Here is a 16,142-nt window from a genome sequence, read left to right as displayed (position 1 = left end):
ACCTTTGTCTTCAATCATCTCGTGCGACGACAGTCGCATGAAAATAGCGCAGAAACAAAAGACAAGTTTACGGGAGAATCGAAGTCATCATAACCAGAGTATTTTAGTCCTGATAATAACACCAAAACAGAATAGTGAATTATGGATGCTTTGCAAATTACAATGAATAAATGTATTTCACATCCTTAAGTATTAATTCACGTCTCCATTAAAATTCTCCGGTCCTGCAATTCCATCCCCAATACCAAATCCCTTCGATACAGAATGTCGGGAAGACTTTTTTTTGGCCCTGAAAGACAGACACTCCTGCCATTAACGGAAAATTATATCGAGGCTGACATCCTCGTAACATCTTGCGTTTTCTGAGAAGTACAGATCCGTGCTGAGTGTGAATAATGCCGCCGTTCTCTCCGGGCTCCAGGCCCTGTCCCAGGCCACCACTGCGCTGAACAAGGCCGAAACAGCAGTCTCAACCGGAAAGAGCGTCTCGACCGCCTCGGACAATCCGGCGATCTATTCCATTGCCAACACCATGCAGGCCCAGTCCTCTGCCCTGACCGGCATTTCACAGGGCCTGAATGTTCTCGGACAGGTCGTCCAGACGGCCAGCGCCCAGGGCACACTCATCAACAATGCCCTGACCTCCCTCGCCGCCAATATCAGCGAGGGGCAGAATACCGGCATCGACACCAGCACCATCAATACCCAGATTTCCCAGACACTGACCCAGATCGACTCCATGGCGTCATCCGCCACCTTCAACGGCGTCAATCTTCTGGCGGGCGCCCTTGTCAGCGGCGTCAATTACAATACCGCCTCCACCTCCCTGGACGTGTATGGCGGAACGCTCAAGATTGCCGGCAACAATGCCACCTCCGCAGGGCTCGGCCTTTCAGGCCTCAACGTCGATCAGGCCGGTGTCACCATTCCGTTCGACCCGGAATCCCTGGTCATTGCCGGCCCCCAGACCACAACCCTGACCCTGCACAACATCGCCCAGGCCACAGGCACCGGAACGGCCCAGGATCCGGCGGTCCAGTACCAGTTCGTCGCCGAGGAAAGCGATACCGGAGCCAATAATCCGGGGACATCCACGCTGGCCACGATCAATACCGCCATAGGTGGGGGAGCGGATCTTCAGTGGGATCCGAGCAGCGGCGACCTGACATCCGGCAGCAACACCGTCATCACGTCCCAGTATACTGACCCGAATGGTGTGAAATTCTATACGCTGAATTCCGGCGAAGCCATTCAGGTCTCGCAGGGCAGCAACGGCAATCCGGTCTATACCGTGAGTTCGACATTCGATGCGTTGGGCAATCCCACCGCACAGAGCGTGATTACCCCCGTCACCATAACATCCGCCGGATCGGGGAAAATGGACGACGAGGCCATTTCCGACACATTCATGACAGCCATTTCCGGCCAGGGTTTCCATGTCGACCGCAGCAGCACTGATGGCGCACTGACCATCAGCGGCGGGAACATCTACGCGCCGCCCCTGTCTTCCAGCCCCAGTGTCTCTGCCCTGACCAACGCCATCAACACAGCGCCTCTGTCCGGCCACATCGTTGCCGTGTCGAGTGATACCAAAACCGTCTCCATCGCCCAGAGAAATGACGATGGCACCCTGGCTTACGACAGCAGCGGGAACATCAAGACCACACCTTCAACGGAAAGCTTCGTTTCCATCTACGGGCAGCAGGTCAGCCTGAGTTCTGCCCAGACCAGTCTCGCCGATCCCATTGCCACCCGGATGGATTTCAACACGAATGGAACCGCTGCCGGAAAGGATGGCTACCAGCTCGTCCTGAACCAGACGACCAGCGACGGAAAGCTTTCCAGTTCGCAGACCATCGCCGGCAGTCTCCAGTCCCTGGTCGATAGCACGCCGACAATGACCGTGGATGCCACCACCGGCATTCCGGCACCTTCAAAAATCATTTCACAAAGCGGTGGGAGTACGGTCTTCGCAATCTCCACGACTTCCACAGGCGTTCCCATGTATATCAGCCTTGAAAAGGACGGAACAACCGGCAATCTGACCTATACCGTCTCGTCGTCTTCCGACTTTCCGCAGGGAGAGACGCAGAATATCGTGGCCGTGAGCGTCACACCCGACATGACGTCCCCTTCCACGTATCAGGACAGTCTGTTCACCCCGATCGTCGACACGCTGACCTCCCTGGGGATCAGTACGGCCTCCAGCAGCATCGACAGCGGCACGCTTTCCATCGTTGCAAGCGGTTCGAATATCGCGGGCTCCCTTCCTTCCGGCACGGTCACCGCCGATAACGGAACGCCTGTCTGGGCAACGCCAGCAGCGCCTTCTGTCTTCAGCAACATCCAGCACCCTTATGACAGTACGCTGGATACCTATCTTTCCGTCTACCAGTCCGTACCAGCCAACAGCTTTCTGCTGGCCGCAGACAGCAGGAATTTTTCTGGAAGTACAATCACAGGCCAGCAGGTCAGCGGTTATCAGGTCGCGATCGGAGCCGTAACAGCGGCCATTTCGAAAATGACGTCCATCAACGCCAACCTTGGCGACAGCACCGACCTCATTTCGCAGCTGACGAAGAACACCGCTGCCCAGCAGGACGCCATCACGACCGGAATATCTGCCCTGACCGATGCCGATCTGGCAAAACAGAGCGTTCTGCTTCTTTCCGCCCAGACCAAACAGCAGCTCGCCGTGCAGTCCCTTTCGATCATGGATGGCCAGTCCTCAATGATCCTCAAGCTTTTCCAGGGCTGACAGGGTTTCAGGAACAGGTTTTTTCCATAAGCGCGACGACATGCTTCAGGATATGCCGTTCGTCATACGCCTCAAGCGCGACCTGCCTTCCGGCCGCGCCCATCTTCTGTCTTAACGCTGCATCCTGCGTCAGTGTGCGCAGGGCCTTTGCGAGAGGCCTGGACAGGCCCGGCGGAACCAGAAATCCGGTTTTGCCGTCAAGCACCTGCTCTCTCGGCCCCCGGACATCCGTCGCCACCACCGGCAGCCCCGTCAGCATCGCTTCGATGACCGACATGGGCAGGCCCTCGAAATGGCTTGGCAGCGCAAACACATCTGCAGCCCTCAGCAACTCCGGGACATCTTCACGATATCCAAGCATCCGCAGACGCGGGCCGAGACGGTCGCGCGCGCATGCGAAGGCTGTCGTCAGATCCGCACCATGATCCGAAGGCAGACGCTCCCCGACCACCCAGAGCTCCGCCTCCGGCAAATCTTCCATCGCACGCAGCAGTTCGGGATGACCCTTGTGCCGCACCAGGCGCGACACCACGATGACCACCGGTCGGTCTTCCGGCACCCCGAGTTCCCTGCGCAAGCGTGCCCGCGTCTCGGGATCGGGATGATAGCGCCGGGGATCACGACCGTTGCCGATCGCTATGGAGTTGCGGTTCAGATGCAGGCGGCGTGCGTCCCGCGCCTCTTCACGCGAGACCGTCATATACAGGTCCGTTATGCGCCCTGCCGCCCATTCCAGGATCAGGGAAAGCATCCGGCGACGCCATGATCCCGGCTGATTGAACAGGAAGCCGTGGCAGGTATAGGCCACGACACGCACCCCGCAGAGCCGCGCGGCAAATCGCGCCAGAATGCCGCTGATCGGCATGTGCCCATGGACCAGATCCGGCTTTTCGCGCCGGATCAGCCGCACCAGAGCAACAAATGCCTTATACTGCGCCATTGGGGAGAAAGAGCGGGCCATCGGAACGCCATGCACCGTAAAGCCTTCGGCCCGCACAGGCTCCAGATGGGAGCCTTCGGCACAGGCCCCCTGAACGTCATGCCCGGCATCACGCAGCTCCCGCATCAGCGGCAGCAGAAACTGCCGGAGCGCAAAATCCACGTTGGTGATTTCAAGTATCTTCACAATCGCATCCCGGACACGAAACAGCCTATTCCGGGATGCGTTCGAGCAGCCAGGTCACGCTCTGATGGGTCCGTTTGACCGCCTTCTCGGCGTCAGTTTTTTCATCAGCTGGCGCGGCCTCTCCTTCCGGCGGAGGCACGTCAGGAAGGGGCCGGGGCGTAATGATGATCTGCTGGCAGACTTCGCGCTTTCCGCGCCCCAGATAAACGTCGTTTTCCAGCCGCACGGCGCCGTCACGCTGCCTGAAACGCCAGATCGTCCCGCCAACCTGCAGAATGATGTCCTCATCATCCTGCGTCACCTTTACATCCGGATGGATATGAAAGCGGATGGCAAAGTCGATATTGCGTTCCCCATCAATGATTTCCTGCCCGCGCAGATCCTCACCATCGGAGCCGAAATACAGGTGACGGGTCCATTTTGCGCCCAGCGGCGCGTGGTAGCCATCGTGCGACAGATCCAGCCAGTGCGCGGAACCGTCCGTCTGATGATCGCAGGACACGGTAACCGGCCGGCGCGTCATGCCGCCATCTGGTCCGAAGTCCGCGGACGACAGACCATCTGCTACCAGTACCGTATGCGCGGCACTGCATCGCATGGCATCACGCCAGGCCCCGACCACGGCACTTCCACAGTTCACGAACAGGCGATGACGCTGGTGCGAGAACTCGAAGGACAGCGTTCCGGCATGCGCCATGCTGTCAAAACCGGCTGGCGCGGGGGGCCCGCTGTCCACAAGCAGCAGTGACTTGCCGAGTGCCAGCCGCGTGAACTTTCCCTGCGGCATGGCAGGTGCAATCAGCTTCTGCCGCGAACCCTGCGCCAGAACGTCTTCCACAGCCGCACTGTGCCGCTCGTTCGCCCCGTTAAAAACCGCAAGACCGCCATCCCCATGCCGCATCGCCCGCAGCACGGGACAGACCTTGTCCAGCGCCCGGTCGATAAAGGGCGGAACACTGGCATGGGCAGTGCGGAACATGACGGACATTTCCGCCAGTTCCCGCGCAACGAGGAACTGCGCCTCCGGGCTGCGCTCCACCACTGTGCCATCCGCCAGAACCAGCCGCTCCAGTTCCCCCGGCAGATACCGCAGGAATCGGGACATGAACCCCGTCTGCTCCGGCATCGCCATGGCTGCCGCCAGCAGTCCCCGGAATGCCATCAGGCCACGCGCGCCCTGCGGGGGCAGAGGCAGCAGGGCCGCGATGGTCCGGCCCTCCACCAACATCCGTTCCATCAGACGCTGCTGAAGCCGCGGATCGGCAGAGGCCAGGCAGAACTCATGATTCGACAGCCACGACGCCAGGCGGGACCCCGTGACGCACGCATCCCGCACCAGCGGATCGGTTGGCGGATGGGCCAGCCAGTCACTGACGAGTCCCCGAGCGGTCAGACGGGCCCTGTCGCTCCCGAGAGTCCGCAGATCCCGCAACCAGCTGAAGCCGTGGAGCCATTCGCGCACCGGTTCCGGCCAGGGACCACGCTCCCAGTTTCCGTTGGGCAGCGGATAGTCCTGTCGGTCGAAACGGAAATGGCCGCCAATCAGGCGCGCACCCTGATCCGGATCGCCTTTCCAGGGATCACGGAACGCATGCACGGGGCCTTCGGAAGCAGGCCCCCCGAAGGGCAGACGGGCAAGGGAGAGACGAAGACCTCGAAGCCAGCGACTGCCTGTCATCCGGTAATCTGTTCCACGAACGGCCCTTCAAGCGCCCTGATGGCAGCATCCCGGTCCTCTTTTCCGAAAATGGCCGATCCGGCAACGAGCATGGTGGCACCGGCCTCAACCACCCGCGGTGCCGTGCTGGGGTCGATCCCCCCATCCACGGCGAGGATGATGTCCCGACCGCTCTCACGGATCATTTCCGCGAGCGTCCTGATCTTGGAAAGCTGGCTGTCGAGAAAACTCTGGCCGCCGAATCCCGGATTGACCGTCATCACGAGGATGATGTCCACCAGATCCATGACTTCCGACAGCGCCACGGCAGGCGTCGCCGGACAGATGGCAACGCCGGGACGGCAGCCCAAGGCGCGGATGGTCTGAAGCGAACGGTGCAGATGGGGCGCGTTCTCGACATGCACCGTGATGTGATCGGCACCCGCTTTGGCCGTTGCTTCCAGATACGGGTCCACCGGATCGATCATCAGATGGACGTCGAATTTCGCATCCGTATGCCTGCGAAGGGCCGCGATGAGCGGAGGGCCAAACGAGATATTCGGCACGAAATGCCCGTCCATCACATCAAGATGAAGCCAGGGCGCACGCGCAATGGAAGCGATCTCTTCCCCGAGACGGGAAAAGTCAGCAGCCAAAAGGCTGGGAGCGACGATGATCGAGGGCCGGTCAGTCATACTCTCCTGTATCGGCAAACCCATCGCGCGACGCAAGCCACATCCGCATCCGTGCGCATCTTCGTGAGCATCATGTCTGTCCACACACCCTTCCGGAACCCCAGCGCCCCTGAAACGTCCTGATAGCCACATCTGTCGACCTGCCCGGAGTGCCTCATGACCGACCGCCTTTCACCCACCCTCCTCAGCCGCGACAGCTGGATCCGCCGCCCCTCTCACAGGGCATGGCTGGAAATGCAGGGTCGCCGCCTTCTGGATTTCAGCAAGGGCGGGTGCATAGACGGCGGTTTTACTGGGCTGGATCTGGAAGGCACGCTGCCTGAAAATGCGAAACCCGAAGCCACGCTGACCGCGCGCTGCGTCCATGCCTATGCCGTGGCCGAACTTCAGGGCCTTCCCGGAAGCGCGCCCCTCGTCGCCCATGGAATCCATGCCCTGCGCACGAATTTCCGTGATGATGCCCATGGCGGCTGGCAGCATTTCGCGGACAAGGACAATGACCGCAAGCAGGCTTACCTGCACGCTTTCGTAGCCCTCGCAGCATCCTCGGCCGTCCTGATCGGGGCGGAAGGCGCAGGCGACCTGCTCCGGGATGCGATCGAGCAGATCGAGACCCATTTCTGGAGCGAGGAGGAAGGCGTCATGCGCGAGAGCTTCGCCCCGGACTGGTCGGATGAGGAAGACTATCGCGGCGCCAACAGCAACATGCATTCCACCGAGGCCTTCATGGCGCTGGCGGACGTCACCGGCGACGTGAAATGGCTGCATCGCGCCCGGCGCATCGTCACGCGCTTCGTGCATGAACTGGCCGCGGCAGAAGGATTCGCGATGCCGGAGCATTTCAACCGCAACTGGACGCTCATGCGCGACTATCACAGCGACAAACCCAATGATGATCTGCGCCCCTATGGCATGACGCCGGGGCATTTCGTGGAGTGGGCCCATCTCACCCTGAAGCTCGAAGCCGCCCTTCTGCGTCACGGCCTGGCCACGCCGGAATGGATGCTGCATGACGCCCAGGCCCTGTTCGAAACCGGGATGAACACCGGCTGGAACGCCGATGGCCGGCCAGGCATGCTCTACACCATCAACTGGGAGCACGGCCCGCACAACCGCAGCCGCATCCACTGGGCGCAGGCCGAAGCCCTGACGGCTGCCATCAACCTCTACAAGCGAACCGGCAATCCCCATTACGAGCACTGGTACCGCATGATCTGGGACTATATCGACACGACCCTGATCGACCGCGATTTCGGAAGCTGGTTCAACGAAGTCAGCCCCGAAGGCGAACCCACCGAGACAATCTATAAGGGTAAGGGAGACCTATACCACGCCTATCAGGCCACGCTCGCCCCGATGATGCCGCTTGCGCCATCTCTCGCGACAGCCATCGAGCAGATCGGCGTCCCTTACTGACCCGCCCGCCCTAGGGCGCTTTCGTCAGCACATAGACCGGAAGCGCCACGGAATCCCGGAACAGGTACCAGAGTTCCACCATCCGGAAGCGGCACGGCGCCGCCCCCGAGACCGGTTTCACCCCAGCCCGGCGAAGCGACCATTCCGACCGCAGGACATGAAACCACTGCGTGACCACGACAGCGCCCTCGGGATGCAGCCGGGCGACATGCAGGGCCGTCAGCCAGGTGTTGTTTCCGTGCGAATCCACAATGATTGCCGAAGCCGGAACATTCCTGGCCATCAGCCAGTCCGCCATGATCCGGGCCTCATCCTGATGGTTACCGCTTTCGATCGCACCGCTCACCATGATCGTCCGCACAAACCCGGCACGCCACAACCGCAGCCCTTCTTCCAGCCGCTCCCGCAGCGCCGGACGAGGCTCCCCGTTCTGCGTAACGGCTGTTCCGAGGATAACCGCCATTTCCGAGCGGACCGGCACAGCCGAGACACCCCGGAACGCGACCCATCCCATCCAGAGCAGCAACAGACCGAACAACACCACGACACCAACCAGTCCCCAACGCAGTCTTCGGACGATCATACCCCGGAACATCAGGAACAGGTCTCTTTTCCAGCCTGCACCCGGTGCAGGTAAAGCAATGCCACCCCGGCCGCCAGAATGCCGGAGAGCGATCCCACCCCCAGCGCCCAGCGGGGGCCCAGACAGTTCGCAACCATGCCCACCAGCGGCGCCCCCAGCGGAGACGATCCTGCAAAGACGGCAAAACGGATCGACACCACACGCCCGCGCATGCCCGGATCAGTTGCCAGCTGCATGTAGCTGTTGCTGACCGCAGTGAAGGTCAGCGACGCCATGCCGGCCATGACCAGCGTGACGGCAAAAGCCCAGTATCCCGGCGAAAGCGCGCCCAGCAGACAGGCCAGACTGAAGACGACGGCCCCCTGCGGCAGGGCGGAAAACTGCATGGTCTTACGGCTGGCCGCGAACAGGGCCCCCGTGATCGTCCCGACCGCCATGGCCGAATTCAGCACACCATAACCATGCGCCCCAACGTGAAAGACGCTGACGGCCATGGTTGAGATATAGATCGGGAAATTGAGCCCGAACGCCCCGAGCAGAAACAGCATGAACAGGATGGTTCGCAGGTCATCACGCTTCCAGACGTAGCGCACGCCTGTCAGCAGATCCTGTTTTTCCTGATGCGCATTTTCCGGTTTGACGGGGGCGAGACGATGCAGTTCCTGTGTCCGCAGAGAGAGGAGCGACATCAGCACGCCATAAAACGACAGCCCGTTCAGAATGAACGACCAGCCCGAGCCGAGTTCCGCGATACAGAACCCCGCTACGGCCGGCCCGATCATGCGCCCTGCATTATAAGAGACGGAATTGAGCGCAACGGCGTTGGCCAGATCCGCTTCGCCCACCAGTTCGCCCGCGAAAATCTGCCGCACCGGGCTGTCAAACGCCGCCACACAGCCGCTCAGAAACGCAAACAGGTCCACTTCCCACAACCGGATCAGGCCCGTCACCACCAGAACTCCCAGCGCAATAGCCAGCGTTCCAAGTGCGGCCTGGGTCAGCAGCAGAAAGCGATGCTTCTCCACCCTGTCAGCGATTTTTCCGGTCCAGAAAATCAGCAGAAGCGGTGGCGCGAGCTGAAGCGCCATGACGATGCCGACAGCCGTCGCATCATGCCGGGTCAGTTCCGTCAGAACCAGCCAGTCCTGCGTCGTCATCTGCATCCAGGTCCCGATATTCGAGACCAGGGCCCCCATGGCCCAGATGCGGTAGTTACGTCTCCCCAGAGAGCGGAAAGCCTGCCCCATCATGGGCAGGATCCGTCATTCAGGACAGGGGAGCACAAGGAACGAGCCGGCATGCCGCCAGTGTCGGGAATATCAGGCCCGATGTCGAGGCATGTCGCGATAATGTTCCATCGGCCCGGCCGGCGCAGAACCGTCTTTTCAGATTTCTGCCGCAGCCAGACTCAGGTTTGCAGGATGCATCCAGTCATCGGACGGCTGCGCGGGAGCAAAACGGAATCTGGACAGTTCGGCAAAAAGGTCCTTCGCCTCGTTGCTCAGGTTCCGGCACGCCACGTTGACCTCTTCCACCATGGCGGCATTCCGCTGGGTCATCTGGTCCATTTCGTTGATGGCCTTGTTGATCGTCTCAAGACTTTCAGCCTCACCCGTCGTGGACCGGGAAATCTCCTCAAGCAGCGACGTGATCCCGTCCACATGCTGACTGATGACCTTCATCGACCGATCCGCCTCGCCGACGAAATGAACACCTTCTTCCACCTGACGCCCCGAGGACGTGATGATGTTGCGAATATCCTGGGCGGACTTGGCCGAACGCTGGGCCAGAGCCCTGATCTCCTTTGCGACCACGTCAAATCCCCGCCCCGCCTCACCGGCGCGTGCCGCCTCGATCCCCGCGTTCAGCGACAGCAGATTGGTCTGGAACGCGATCTCCTCAATCAGGCCCAGAATGCTCTCGACCTGCCGCGAGGAAGCCCGGATTTCCCCCATCGCCGTATTGGCTGAATGCATGACCCCCGAAATCACAACCGTCTGGGCCCGTGTTTCCAGAGACGTCTCACGCGCCTGCACGGCGGAGCGGGCGGTTTTACCGACTGTCTGCGTAATGCTGTTAAGCGACGCGGCGGACTGGGCAAGGTTTACGGCCTGCCGTTCTGTCCGCTCGCTCAGTTCCGCGGAAGCCGAAGCGATTTCCGACGTCCCGTTGGCAATCATGGATGTCGCATCGGAAATCCTGGCAATCGCCGTGCGGTAAATATGGATGAGTGTATTGAAATCCCGCCGGAACTCTTCAAACCGGTCCTGAAAATGCTCCTGGAACGTGAAGGTCAGGTCCCCCTTCTTCACGATTTCCATCCCGGCGCAGATCGTCCCGATCGTTTCGCTCTGCAGCCGACGGATGCTTTCGCTCTTTCCGGAGAGTTCCTTCTGGATACGCGCGGCCTCACGCGCCTCGGTGGCCGAAACTTCCTGAAGCTTCAGCTGGTTCTGGCTGTTTTCGCGGAAAGACTGAAGGGACCGGGCCAGACGCCCGGCGCAGTCCTGATGATGAAGGCACGGAATGGTAATGTTGAGCGCGCCCCCGGCCACTTTTTCAGTGGCAGCCGTGATCTCCTCGAAGGGAACCGCGACGATACGGATGGCAAATCTGGCGATCAGGAGCGTCAGGGCAATCTGGAACAGCAGTCCCGCGCACTGCGACAGGGTCTGTTCATGTCGATAATGCACGAACAGATGCTGAAAAACCTGCTCAACCATGAACTGAAGCACAGAAACCAGAATCAGAACGGCAAAGAGTACCTTGATTTTCTGGCGGACATAGGCGGTTTTTTCAATTCAGTTCAGCATGAGAGCCTTTTTGACCTCGGGTCTCACGCTATGTTCAGGGAGTGGCGTGAGTGTTTGTAAATTTATATCTGCCGCTATTAATAAAAAATGAATATTCCTCTCGAAATTGTTTGCAACATACCCCCGGCCGTATGCGACGCCCGGCTTCAGACGGCTCCGTCATGTTGACAATTTCTCTTCCAGAGAGGATTTGTGACGCTTCACCGTGGGGGGCTCCGGCATGGGGCTGAGATTCTGCTGGTGTGACCCTTAAAAGTCATGCGGCGCAGTGACCCATTGAACCTGATCCAGTTCATACTGGCGGAGGGATGGTGGTCGCTGTCTGCCCGACGCATGCCCATGCACAACGCAGCCAGCAGCTTGAACCTTTCCTGTCAGAGCTGAGATCTCATTGCTTGCAGGCGAGGAGTCTCTCATCATGGCACACAGACAACCCCCGGCCCTTCCGGCCCCAGCGTCTGTCAGACCATACTGCCCCACGATCCGGGAAACGCCTGCGTCTCCCGTTTCGCGTTCGCGATATCGCAGCCTTCTGCCCGTCCTGATCGGCACAACGGTCTGTTTTTCGGTCGCGCGTGCCGCCGATACCCCGGCTACGACCAAACCACCGGTCCAGCAGACCGCAGCCCAGGCGCAGGCCGTCAAGCCACCCAGGGCCGAGCACATCATCGTCCACCGGATCTCGGACAGCGCTCCCGGCAACCAGCCGGGAGGCGGGCTGATTCATCTGCAGGACGGCGTGAAATCCGTCAGTACGGTCAGCCAGGATTTCATTTCCAAACAGGCCCCGATGGCAACGGCTTTCCAGCTTGCGTCCATGCTGCCCGGCGCCAATGTCGCCTCCTCCGATCCGATGGGCTTTTCTCCAAATACGAACATCACCGTCCGCGGCCTCGATAACAGCGCCATCGGCTATGTCCTCGAAGGCATGCCGCTGAATGACGTGGCCTATTATTCCGGCACGCCCAGCCAGTTCGCGGACAGCGAGAACTATCAGGAAATCGCCTTGGCACAGGGATCGGCCGATCTCGACAGTCCGGTTCTGAACGCAGCCGGCGGCCTGATGAACCTGACATTCCGCGACCCCGCCAAAAAGGCCGGTGGCGATGCCAGCGTGTCTTATGGCTCCTACAACACCAACCGCGAATTCATCCGTCTCGATACTGGCGACATCGCCCATACCGGCATCCGTGGCTTCGTGTCCTATTCCCATGGCGCAACCGACAACTGGCGCGGACCCGGACGCGACGAGAAACAGCACGTCGATTTCAAGTTCCTCAAGGAATGGGGACAGGGCAACCGCGCCAGTCTTTTAGGGTCCTTCAACACGACCATCACAAGCTGGTATCCCGAACCGACGATGAACAGCTGGAAATCGGACGGGATCAAAGGCCAGAACAACCTTCTGGCCCACTATGACAGCAGCAATCCCGAAAACGGCGCGAATTACTGGCGCCTGAGGCGGGACGGCGAGCGCACGCTCTATGGCGGGGCGCCCGTTCATCTCACACTGACAGACCGCCTGTCCCTGGACGTCACGCCCTATGCCCAGTTCGCCTATGGCAACTGGCCGGGTGGAAGCACGATGTCCACTTCCGGTCTCTATCAGGGCACGCAGGCCCTGTCCGACACGCTGAACCTGCCCGGCGCGCAGGACGGCGTCGGCGTGGTCCGCGCGGATTATACCCAGCGCAGCTACCGCTCCGGCTTTACCAGCGCCCTGCATTACAAGACCCGCTGGAACGATTTCGTCCTCGGTTACTGGTACGATTACGGCGATGACAACGAGCAGCAGCCGTTCACAGCCGTCCAGACCAACGGATATGCGCCGGACATCTGGGCGGAAAACGGCAAGGACGTGATCCGCCTGTCAAACGGCGAGCGGCTTCTGGGGGGTAGTTTCCACACCATTTCCCAGACCAATGCCCTGTTCGTCGGCGACCACATGTCCCTGCTGCATGACCATCTGGCCATCGATCTCGGCTTCAAGGCTGTCATGATGAGCCGTGACGGCACGAACAGCCTGCCGGGGCCGCAGTATCATGTGGCGTCCAACAGCATGGAGCCCCTGCCCCGTCTGGGCGTGCGCTGGCGGATTGATGGCGAGAACCAGCTTTTCTTCAATGCCACGACCAATTTCCGCGCACCCGATCAGACCGCGCTTTACAACACCTATGACCCCTCATCGGGCGAGATGTACGGAACCGGCTCCACGGATGTCCGCAACGAATATTCCATTTCCGAAGAGCTGGGATATCGCCGGACAGGGCGCTGGATCATCGGCAGCCTGACGCTGTTCAACTACAACTTCACCAACCGCCAGATCTCCACGCAGGCCGTGCAGAACGGCTCCATCGTCAGCACGACCATGAATGCTGGCGGCCAGACGTCACGCGGCGTGGATGTGGAAATCGGCCTGCGCCCCTGGCACCATTTCAGCCCGTATGTGTCGGGTGAATACCTGCACGCCACCATCGACAACGACCTGATGTCCAGCGGGGACCTTCTGCGCACCCGTGGCAAAATCGCCGTCCGCAGCCCAACCCTTCAGGCCGCGGCCGGGCTGAGCTACGATGACGGACATATCTTCGGCGTCGCCACCGTGCATTACACCGGCCACCAGTACGCCACCTTCATGAATGACGAGCGCGTCTCGGACCACACGACAGGTGATCTCGCCATTGGCTACCGCTTTTCGGACCACGTCCACCTGCATCAGCCGACATTGCGGATGAACTTCATCAACATCACGAACGAGCACTATCTTTCAGGCGTAGCCAGCCCCACCCTGAACGCGAAGGACACGACCGGCGTCTATGGCACCACCATCGCCGGCAGCGCCCCGAGCTATTATATCGGTGGCGGCTTTGCGGCCCTGTTCACCGCCTCGACGGGATTCTGAGCATGGCAGAGGCATCCGGACAGTTCGGCGTCAACGGTCCCGAAAACAAACGGGACTGGCCGGCCCTGTCCGATGCCGAAGCCCGCGAGGTCCTGTCCCATTTCCCGCTTCCTTCCTCTGCTCAACAGATCGTCTGGCATGGACGGCGACCGTTTTCCTCAACGGGCGTCGTCTCGCTGGAAGATGGGAGCCGGGTTTTCGTCAAACGTCACGATCATTGCCTGCGCGATGCGGCAGCGCTCGCAGAAGAACATCGCTTCATCACGCATCTGGCCGAACAGGGCGTTCCGGTCGGCCAGACATGGCGCACGAAAACCGGCCACGCCGCCCTCGATCTCAATGGCTCAGCATACGAAGTCTTTTCCATCATGCCCGGCCATGACCTGTACGAAACCGTGCAGTCCTGGGCGCCATTCCACAACGTCAAACACGCCTTTTCGGGCGGCCTGCATCTGGGGCGGCTTCACGACGCAGCCAGAAATTTCAATGCCCCTGCCCGCCCTTCCCGACGCCCCCTGCTCTCCACGTTCGAGGTCATCACATCCCCTGACCTGATTGCCGGGCTGGAACGCTGGATCCCGCAACAGGCCGGGCTGACAGAAGCCCTGACCCGTCACCCCTGGCGTGAGGATATCCCGGCAGCCCTGCTGCCGTTTCATGAACGACTGAAACCCCATCTCGGCACGATCCAGCCCCGCTGGGGCCATGGCGACTGGCACCCATCCAACCTGTTCTGGACAGGGACCGGAGCCGATGCGCAGGTCTGCGGCATCCTTGATTTCGGCATGTCGGACCGGACCTGCGCCGCCTATGATCTTGCGGTCGCCATCGAACGCACCGCCATCGCATGGCTCGAACCCCAGAACGACTGCCCCGTCATTCATGAACGGCTCGAAGCGTTCCTGTCGGGCTATCTGGCGCAATATGCGCTCTCCCGCGAAGAACGCCGTCTGGTGCCCCTCTTCCTGCCGCTTGTTCACGTCGAATATGCCCTCTCCGAAGTCGCCTATTACGAGACGCTGGTCCACGACCAGGCGGGCGTGAAAGCGGCCTATACGGACTATCTTCTGGGCCACGCGCACTGGTTCGCCTCGCCCTCCGGGCAGCAGTTCCTGCGCTGGCTGACCCGGACCCTTCAGGCCCCCTCATGTCCCTGATCGAAATTCTGGGCGCCGTCCTCAGCGCACTCGCCGTCTGGCTGACATCGCGACGCAGCATGATCTGCTGGCCCGTCTCGCTAGCAGCAGCGGGGCTGTACTGCTGGGTATTTCTCAAAGCGCGGCTCTATGCCGATGCAGGACTTCAGATCGCCTTCAGCCTCTACGTCATTTACGGATGGCGGCACTGGCACCGGATGGAAAAACCGGATGGCCGGATCCGCGTCCGCCGCCCGACACGCCGTACCCTTCTGAACGGACTGCTCTGCGGCGCGGCGGGAAGCGCAGTCTGGGCCTTCGTCCTCGCCCGTTTCACCAACGATCCCATGCCCGTCACGGATGCCACCCTCACGGCCTACAGCATCCTTGCCCAGTGCTGGGACACAATGCGCTATCGCGAAACCTGGTCCCTGTGGATCGTGGTGGACAGCGCCTATGTCGCCCTGTTCCTCAGCCGCGGCCTTTACCCGACGGCAGTCCTGTATGCCGGCTTCGTCCTGCTCGCCGTCAACGGATACCGCCTCTGGAAGCCCGATCCGTCAGCCGCCCCGTAATTCTGAACCAGAGGAAACCGCCTCTGTCATGAGGGACCGGGCGCGGTTCAGGGCCGCGTGCAATATGGCTGCTCTTTCAGCCATCGCCTGCGCGTCATGCCTGTCAATCCCGTAGAAGAGCTGTTTGAGTTTCTGATCCACGGCCTTCGCAAGCATATCCGCATGCGCAGCAACCGCCGATTGCGCATCAGAAACGCGCCCGTTGAATGATGCCAGCTCGGTCGGGGCACTGGCCGGATGATACGCCATGCGATCCCCGGTCTGCATCGCCAGAACCAGCGCATCGAGGGCAGCGTGCAACCGCTCGAACGGAGCCAGCGCGTCATAGGCCGCACGCAGCAGTGTCAGACGTCCCTGAAATCCATCCCGCCCCACACTGGCCGCTTCAGAAACCGGCGACCGGGACACCTCGATCACAACAGGCTTCCGGACAGCGCTCGCCGCTACGGAAATGATCGTGGTCAGCGTATTCCCGTCATAA

Annotated in this window: 11 protein-coding genes, 1 pseudogene and 1 riboswitch; of the genes and pseudogenes, 5 read left to right on the top strand and 7 right to left on the bottom strand. The window is 60.8% G+C overall.

Translation table 11 applies throughout. From position 1 onward, the window contains the following. Window positions 1–379: 379 nt before the first annotated feature. Window positions 380–2,758, top strand: coding sequence for a flagellin N-terminal helical domain-containing protein (locus GOX01_RS10885; protein WP_011252897.1), 2,379 nt, complete (start codon window positions 380–382; stop codon window positions 2,756–2,758). A gap of 7 nt (window positions 2,759–2,765) precedes the next feature. Here the strand turns inward: GOX01_RS10885 and GOX01_RS10880 are convergent, their stop codons facing one another. From GOX01_RS10880 to rpe, 3 genes are read right to left on the bottom strand one after another with little or no spacing between them, the layout of a single operon-like run. Further along, the gene (locus GOX01_RS10880) at window positions 2,766–3,884 is read right to left on the bottom strand and encodes a glycosyltransferase family 4 protein (RefSeq protein WP_011252896.1); all 1,119 of its coding nucleotides are present in this window, start codon (window positions 3,882–3,884) and stop codon (window positions 2,766–2,768) included. A 25-nt stretch (window positions 3,885–3,909) separates the two neighbouring features. Beyond that, window positions 3,910–5,562 (bottom strand): heparinase II/III family protein, encoded by a 1,653-nt coding sequence (locus GOX01_RS10875; RefSeq protein ID WP_011252895.1) that lies wholly within the window; start codon window positions 5,560–5,562, stop codon window positions 3,910–3,912. Next, on the bottom strand, window positions 5,559–6,236 hold the full coding sequence (gene rpe / locus GOX01_RS10870) for a ribulose-phosphate 3-epimerase (RefSeq protein WP_011252894.1): 678 nt from the start codon (window positions 6,234–6,236) through the stop codon (window positions 5,559–5,561). The genes GOX01_RS10875 and rpe overlap by 4 nt, the downstream gene beginning before the upstream one ends. A gap of 156 nt (window positions 6,237–6,392) precedes the next feature. On the opposite strand from rpe, the gene GOX01_RS10865 reads away from it, so the two are divergent. Then, window positions 6,393–7,652, top strand: coding sequence for an AGE family epimerase/isomerase (locus GOX01_RS10865; protein WP_062269263.1), 1,260 nt, complete (start codon window positions 6,393–6,395; stop codon window positions 7,650–7,652). 10 nt (window positions 7,653–7,662) lie between these two features. On the opposite strand, the gene GOX01_RS10860 is transcribed toward GOX01_RS10865, so the two are convergent. From GOX01_RS10860 to GOX01_RS10850, 3 genes are all read right to left on the bottom strand, one after another. Beyond that, complete coding sequence (locus GOX01_RS10860; protein WP_131973888.1) at window positions 7,663–8,235, bottom strand: YdcF family protein; 573 nt, start codon at window positions 8,233–8,235, stop codon at window positions 7,663–7,665. A gap of 11 nt (window positions 8,236–8,246) precedes the next feature. Continuing rightward, window positions 8,247–9,485: an MFS transporter gene (locus tag GOX01_RS10855; RefSeq protein ID WP_011252891.1), complete on the bottom strand. Its 1,239-nt coding sequence runs from the start codon at window positions 9,483–9,485 to the stop codon at window positions 8,247–8,249. Between the two features lie 135 nt (window positions 9,486–9,620). After that, a complete protein-coding gene (locus GOX01_RS10850; RefSeq protein ID WP_011252890.1) occupies window positions 9,621–10,958 on the bottom strand; it encodes a methyl-accepting chemotaxis protein in 1,338 nt (445 codons plus the stop codon). A gap of 286 nt (window positions 10,959–11,244) precedes the next feature. Continuing rightward, window positions 11,245–11,374: riboswitch (TPP riboswitch) on the top strand. Between the two features lie 92 nt (window positions 11,375–11,466). Here GOX01_RS10850 and GOX01_RS10845 point away from each other — a divergent pair. From GOX01_RS10845 to pnuC, 3 genes are read left to right on the top strand one after another with little or no spacing between them, the layout of a single operon-like run. Next, window positions 11,467–13,950: a TonB-dependent receptor gene (locus GOX01_RS10845; RefSeq protein ID WP_174787490.1), complete on the top strand. Its 2,484-nt coding sequence runs from the start codon at window positions 11,467–11,469 to the stop codon at window positions 13,948–13,950. Between the two features lie 2 nt (window positions 13,951–13,952). Then, window positions 13,953–15,107: a phosphotransferase enzyme family protein gene (locus GOX01_RS10840; RefSeq protein WP_011252888.1), complete on the top strand. Its 1,155-nt coding sequence runs from the start codon at window positions 13,953–13,955 to the stop codon at window positions 15,105–15,107. Then, the gene (pnuC, locus tag GOX01_RS10835; protein ID WP_011252887.1) at window positions 15,098–15,661 is read left to right on the top strand and encodes a nicotinamide riboside transporter PnuC; all 564 of its coding nucleotides are present in this window, start codon (window positions 15,098–15,100) and stop codon (window positions 15,659–15,661) included. The genes GOX01_RS10840 and pnuC overlap by 10 nt, the downstream gene beginning before the upstream one ends. Here the strand turns inward: pnuC and GOX01_RS12910 are convergent. Then, window positions 15,647–16,142, bottom strand: a pseudogene (locus GOX01_RS12910) (alpha-glucosidase); the annotation flags it as partial. The gene pnuC and the pseudogene GOX01_RS12910 sit on opposite strands and share 15 nt — an antisense overlap.

Source organism: Gluconobacter oxydans, from assembly GCF_006539685.1.
In the GTDB taxonomy this organism is placed as follows: domain Bacteria; phylum Pseudomonadota; class Alphaproteobacteria; order Acetobacterales; family Acetobacteraceae; genus Gluconobacter; species Gluconobacter oxydans.
Note: the sequence above shows the minus strand (reverse complement) of the source record. Positions and strands in the feature narration are given on the sequence as shown.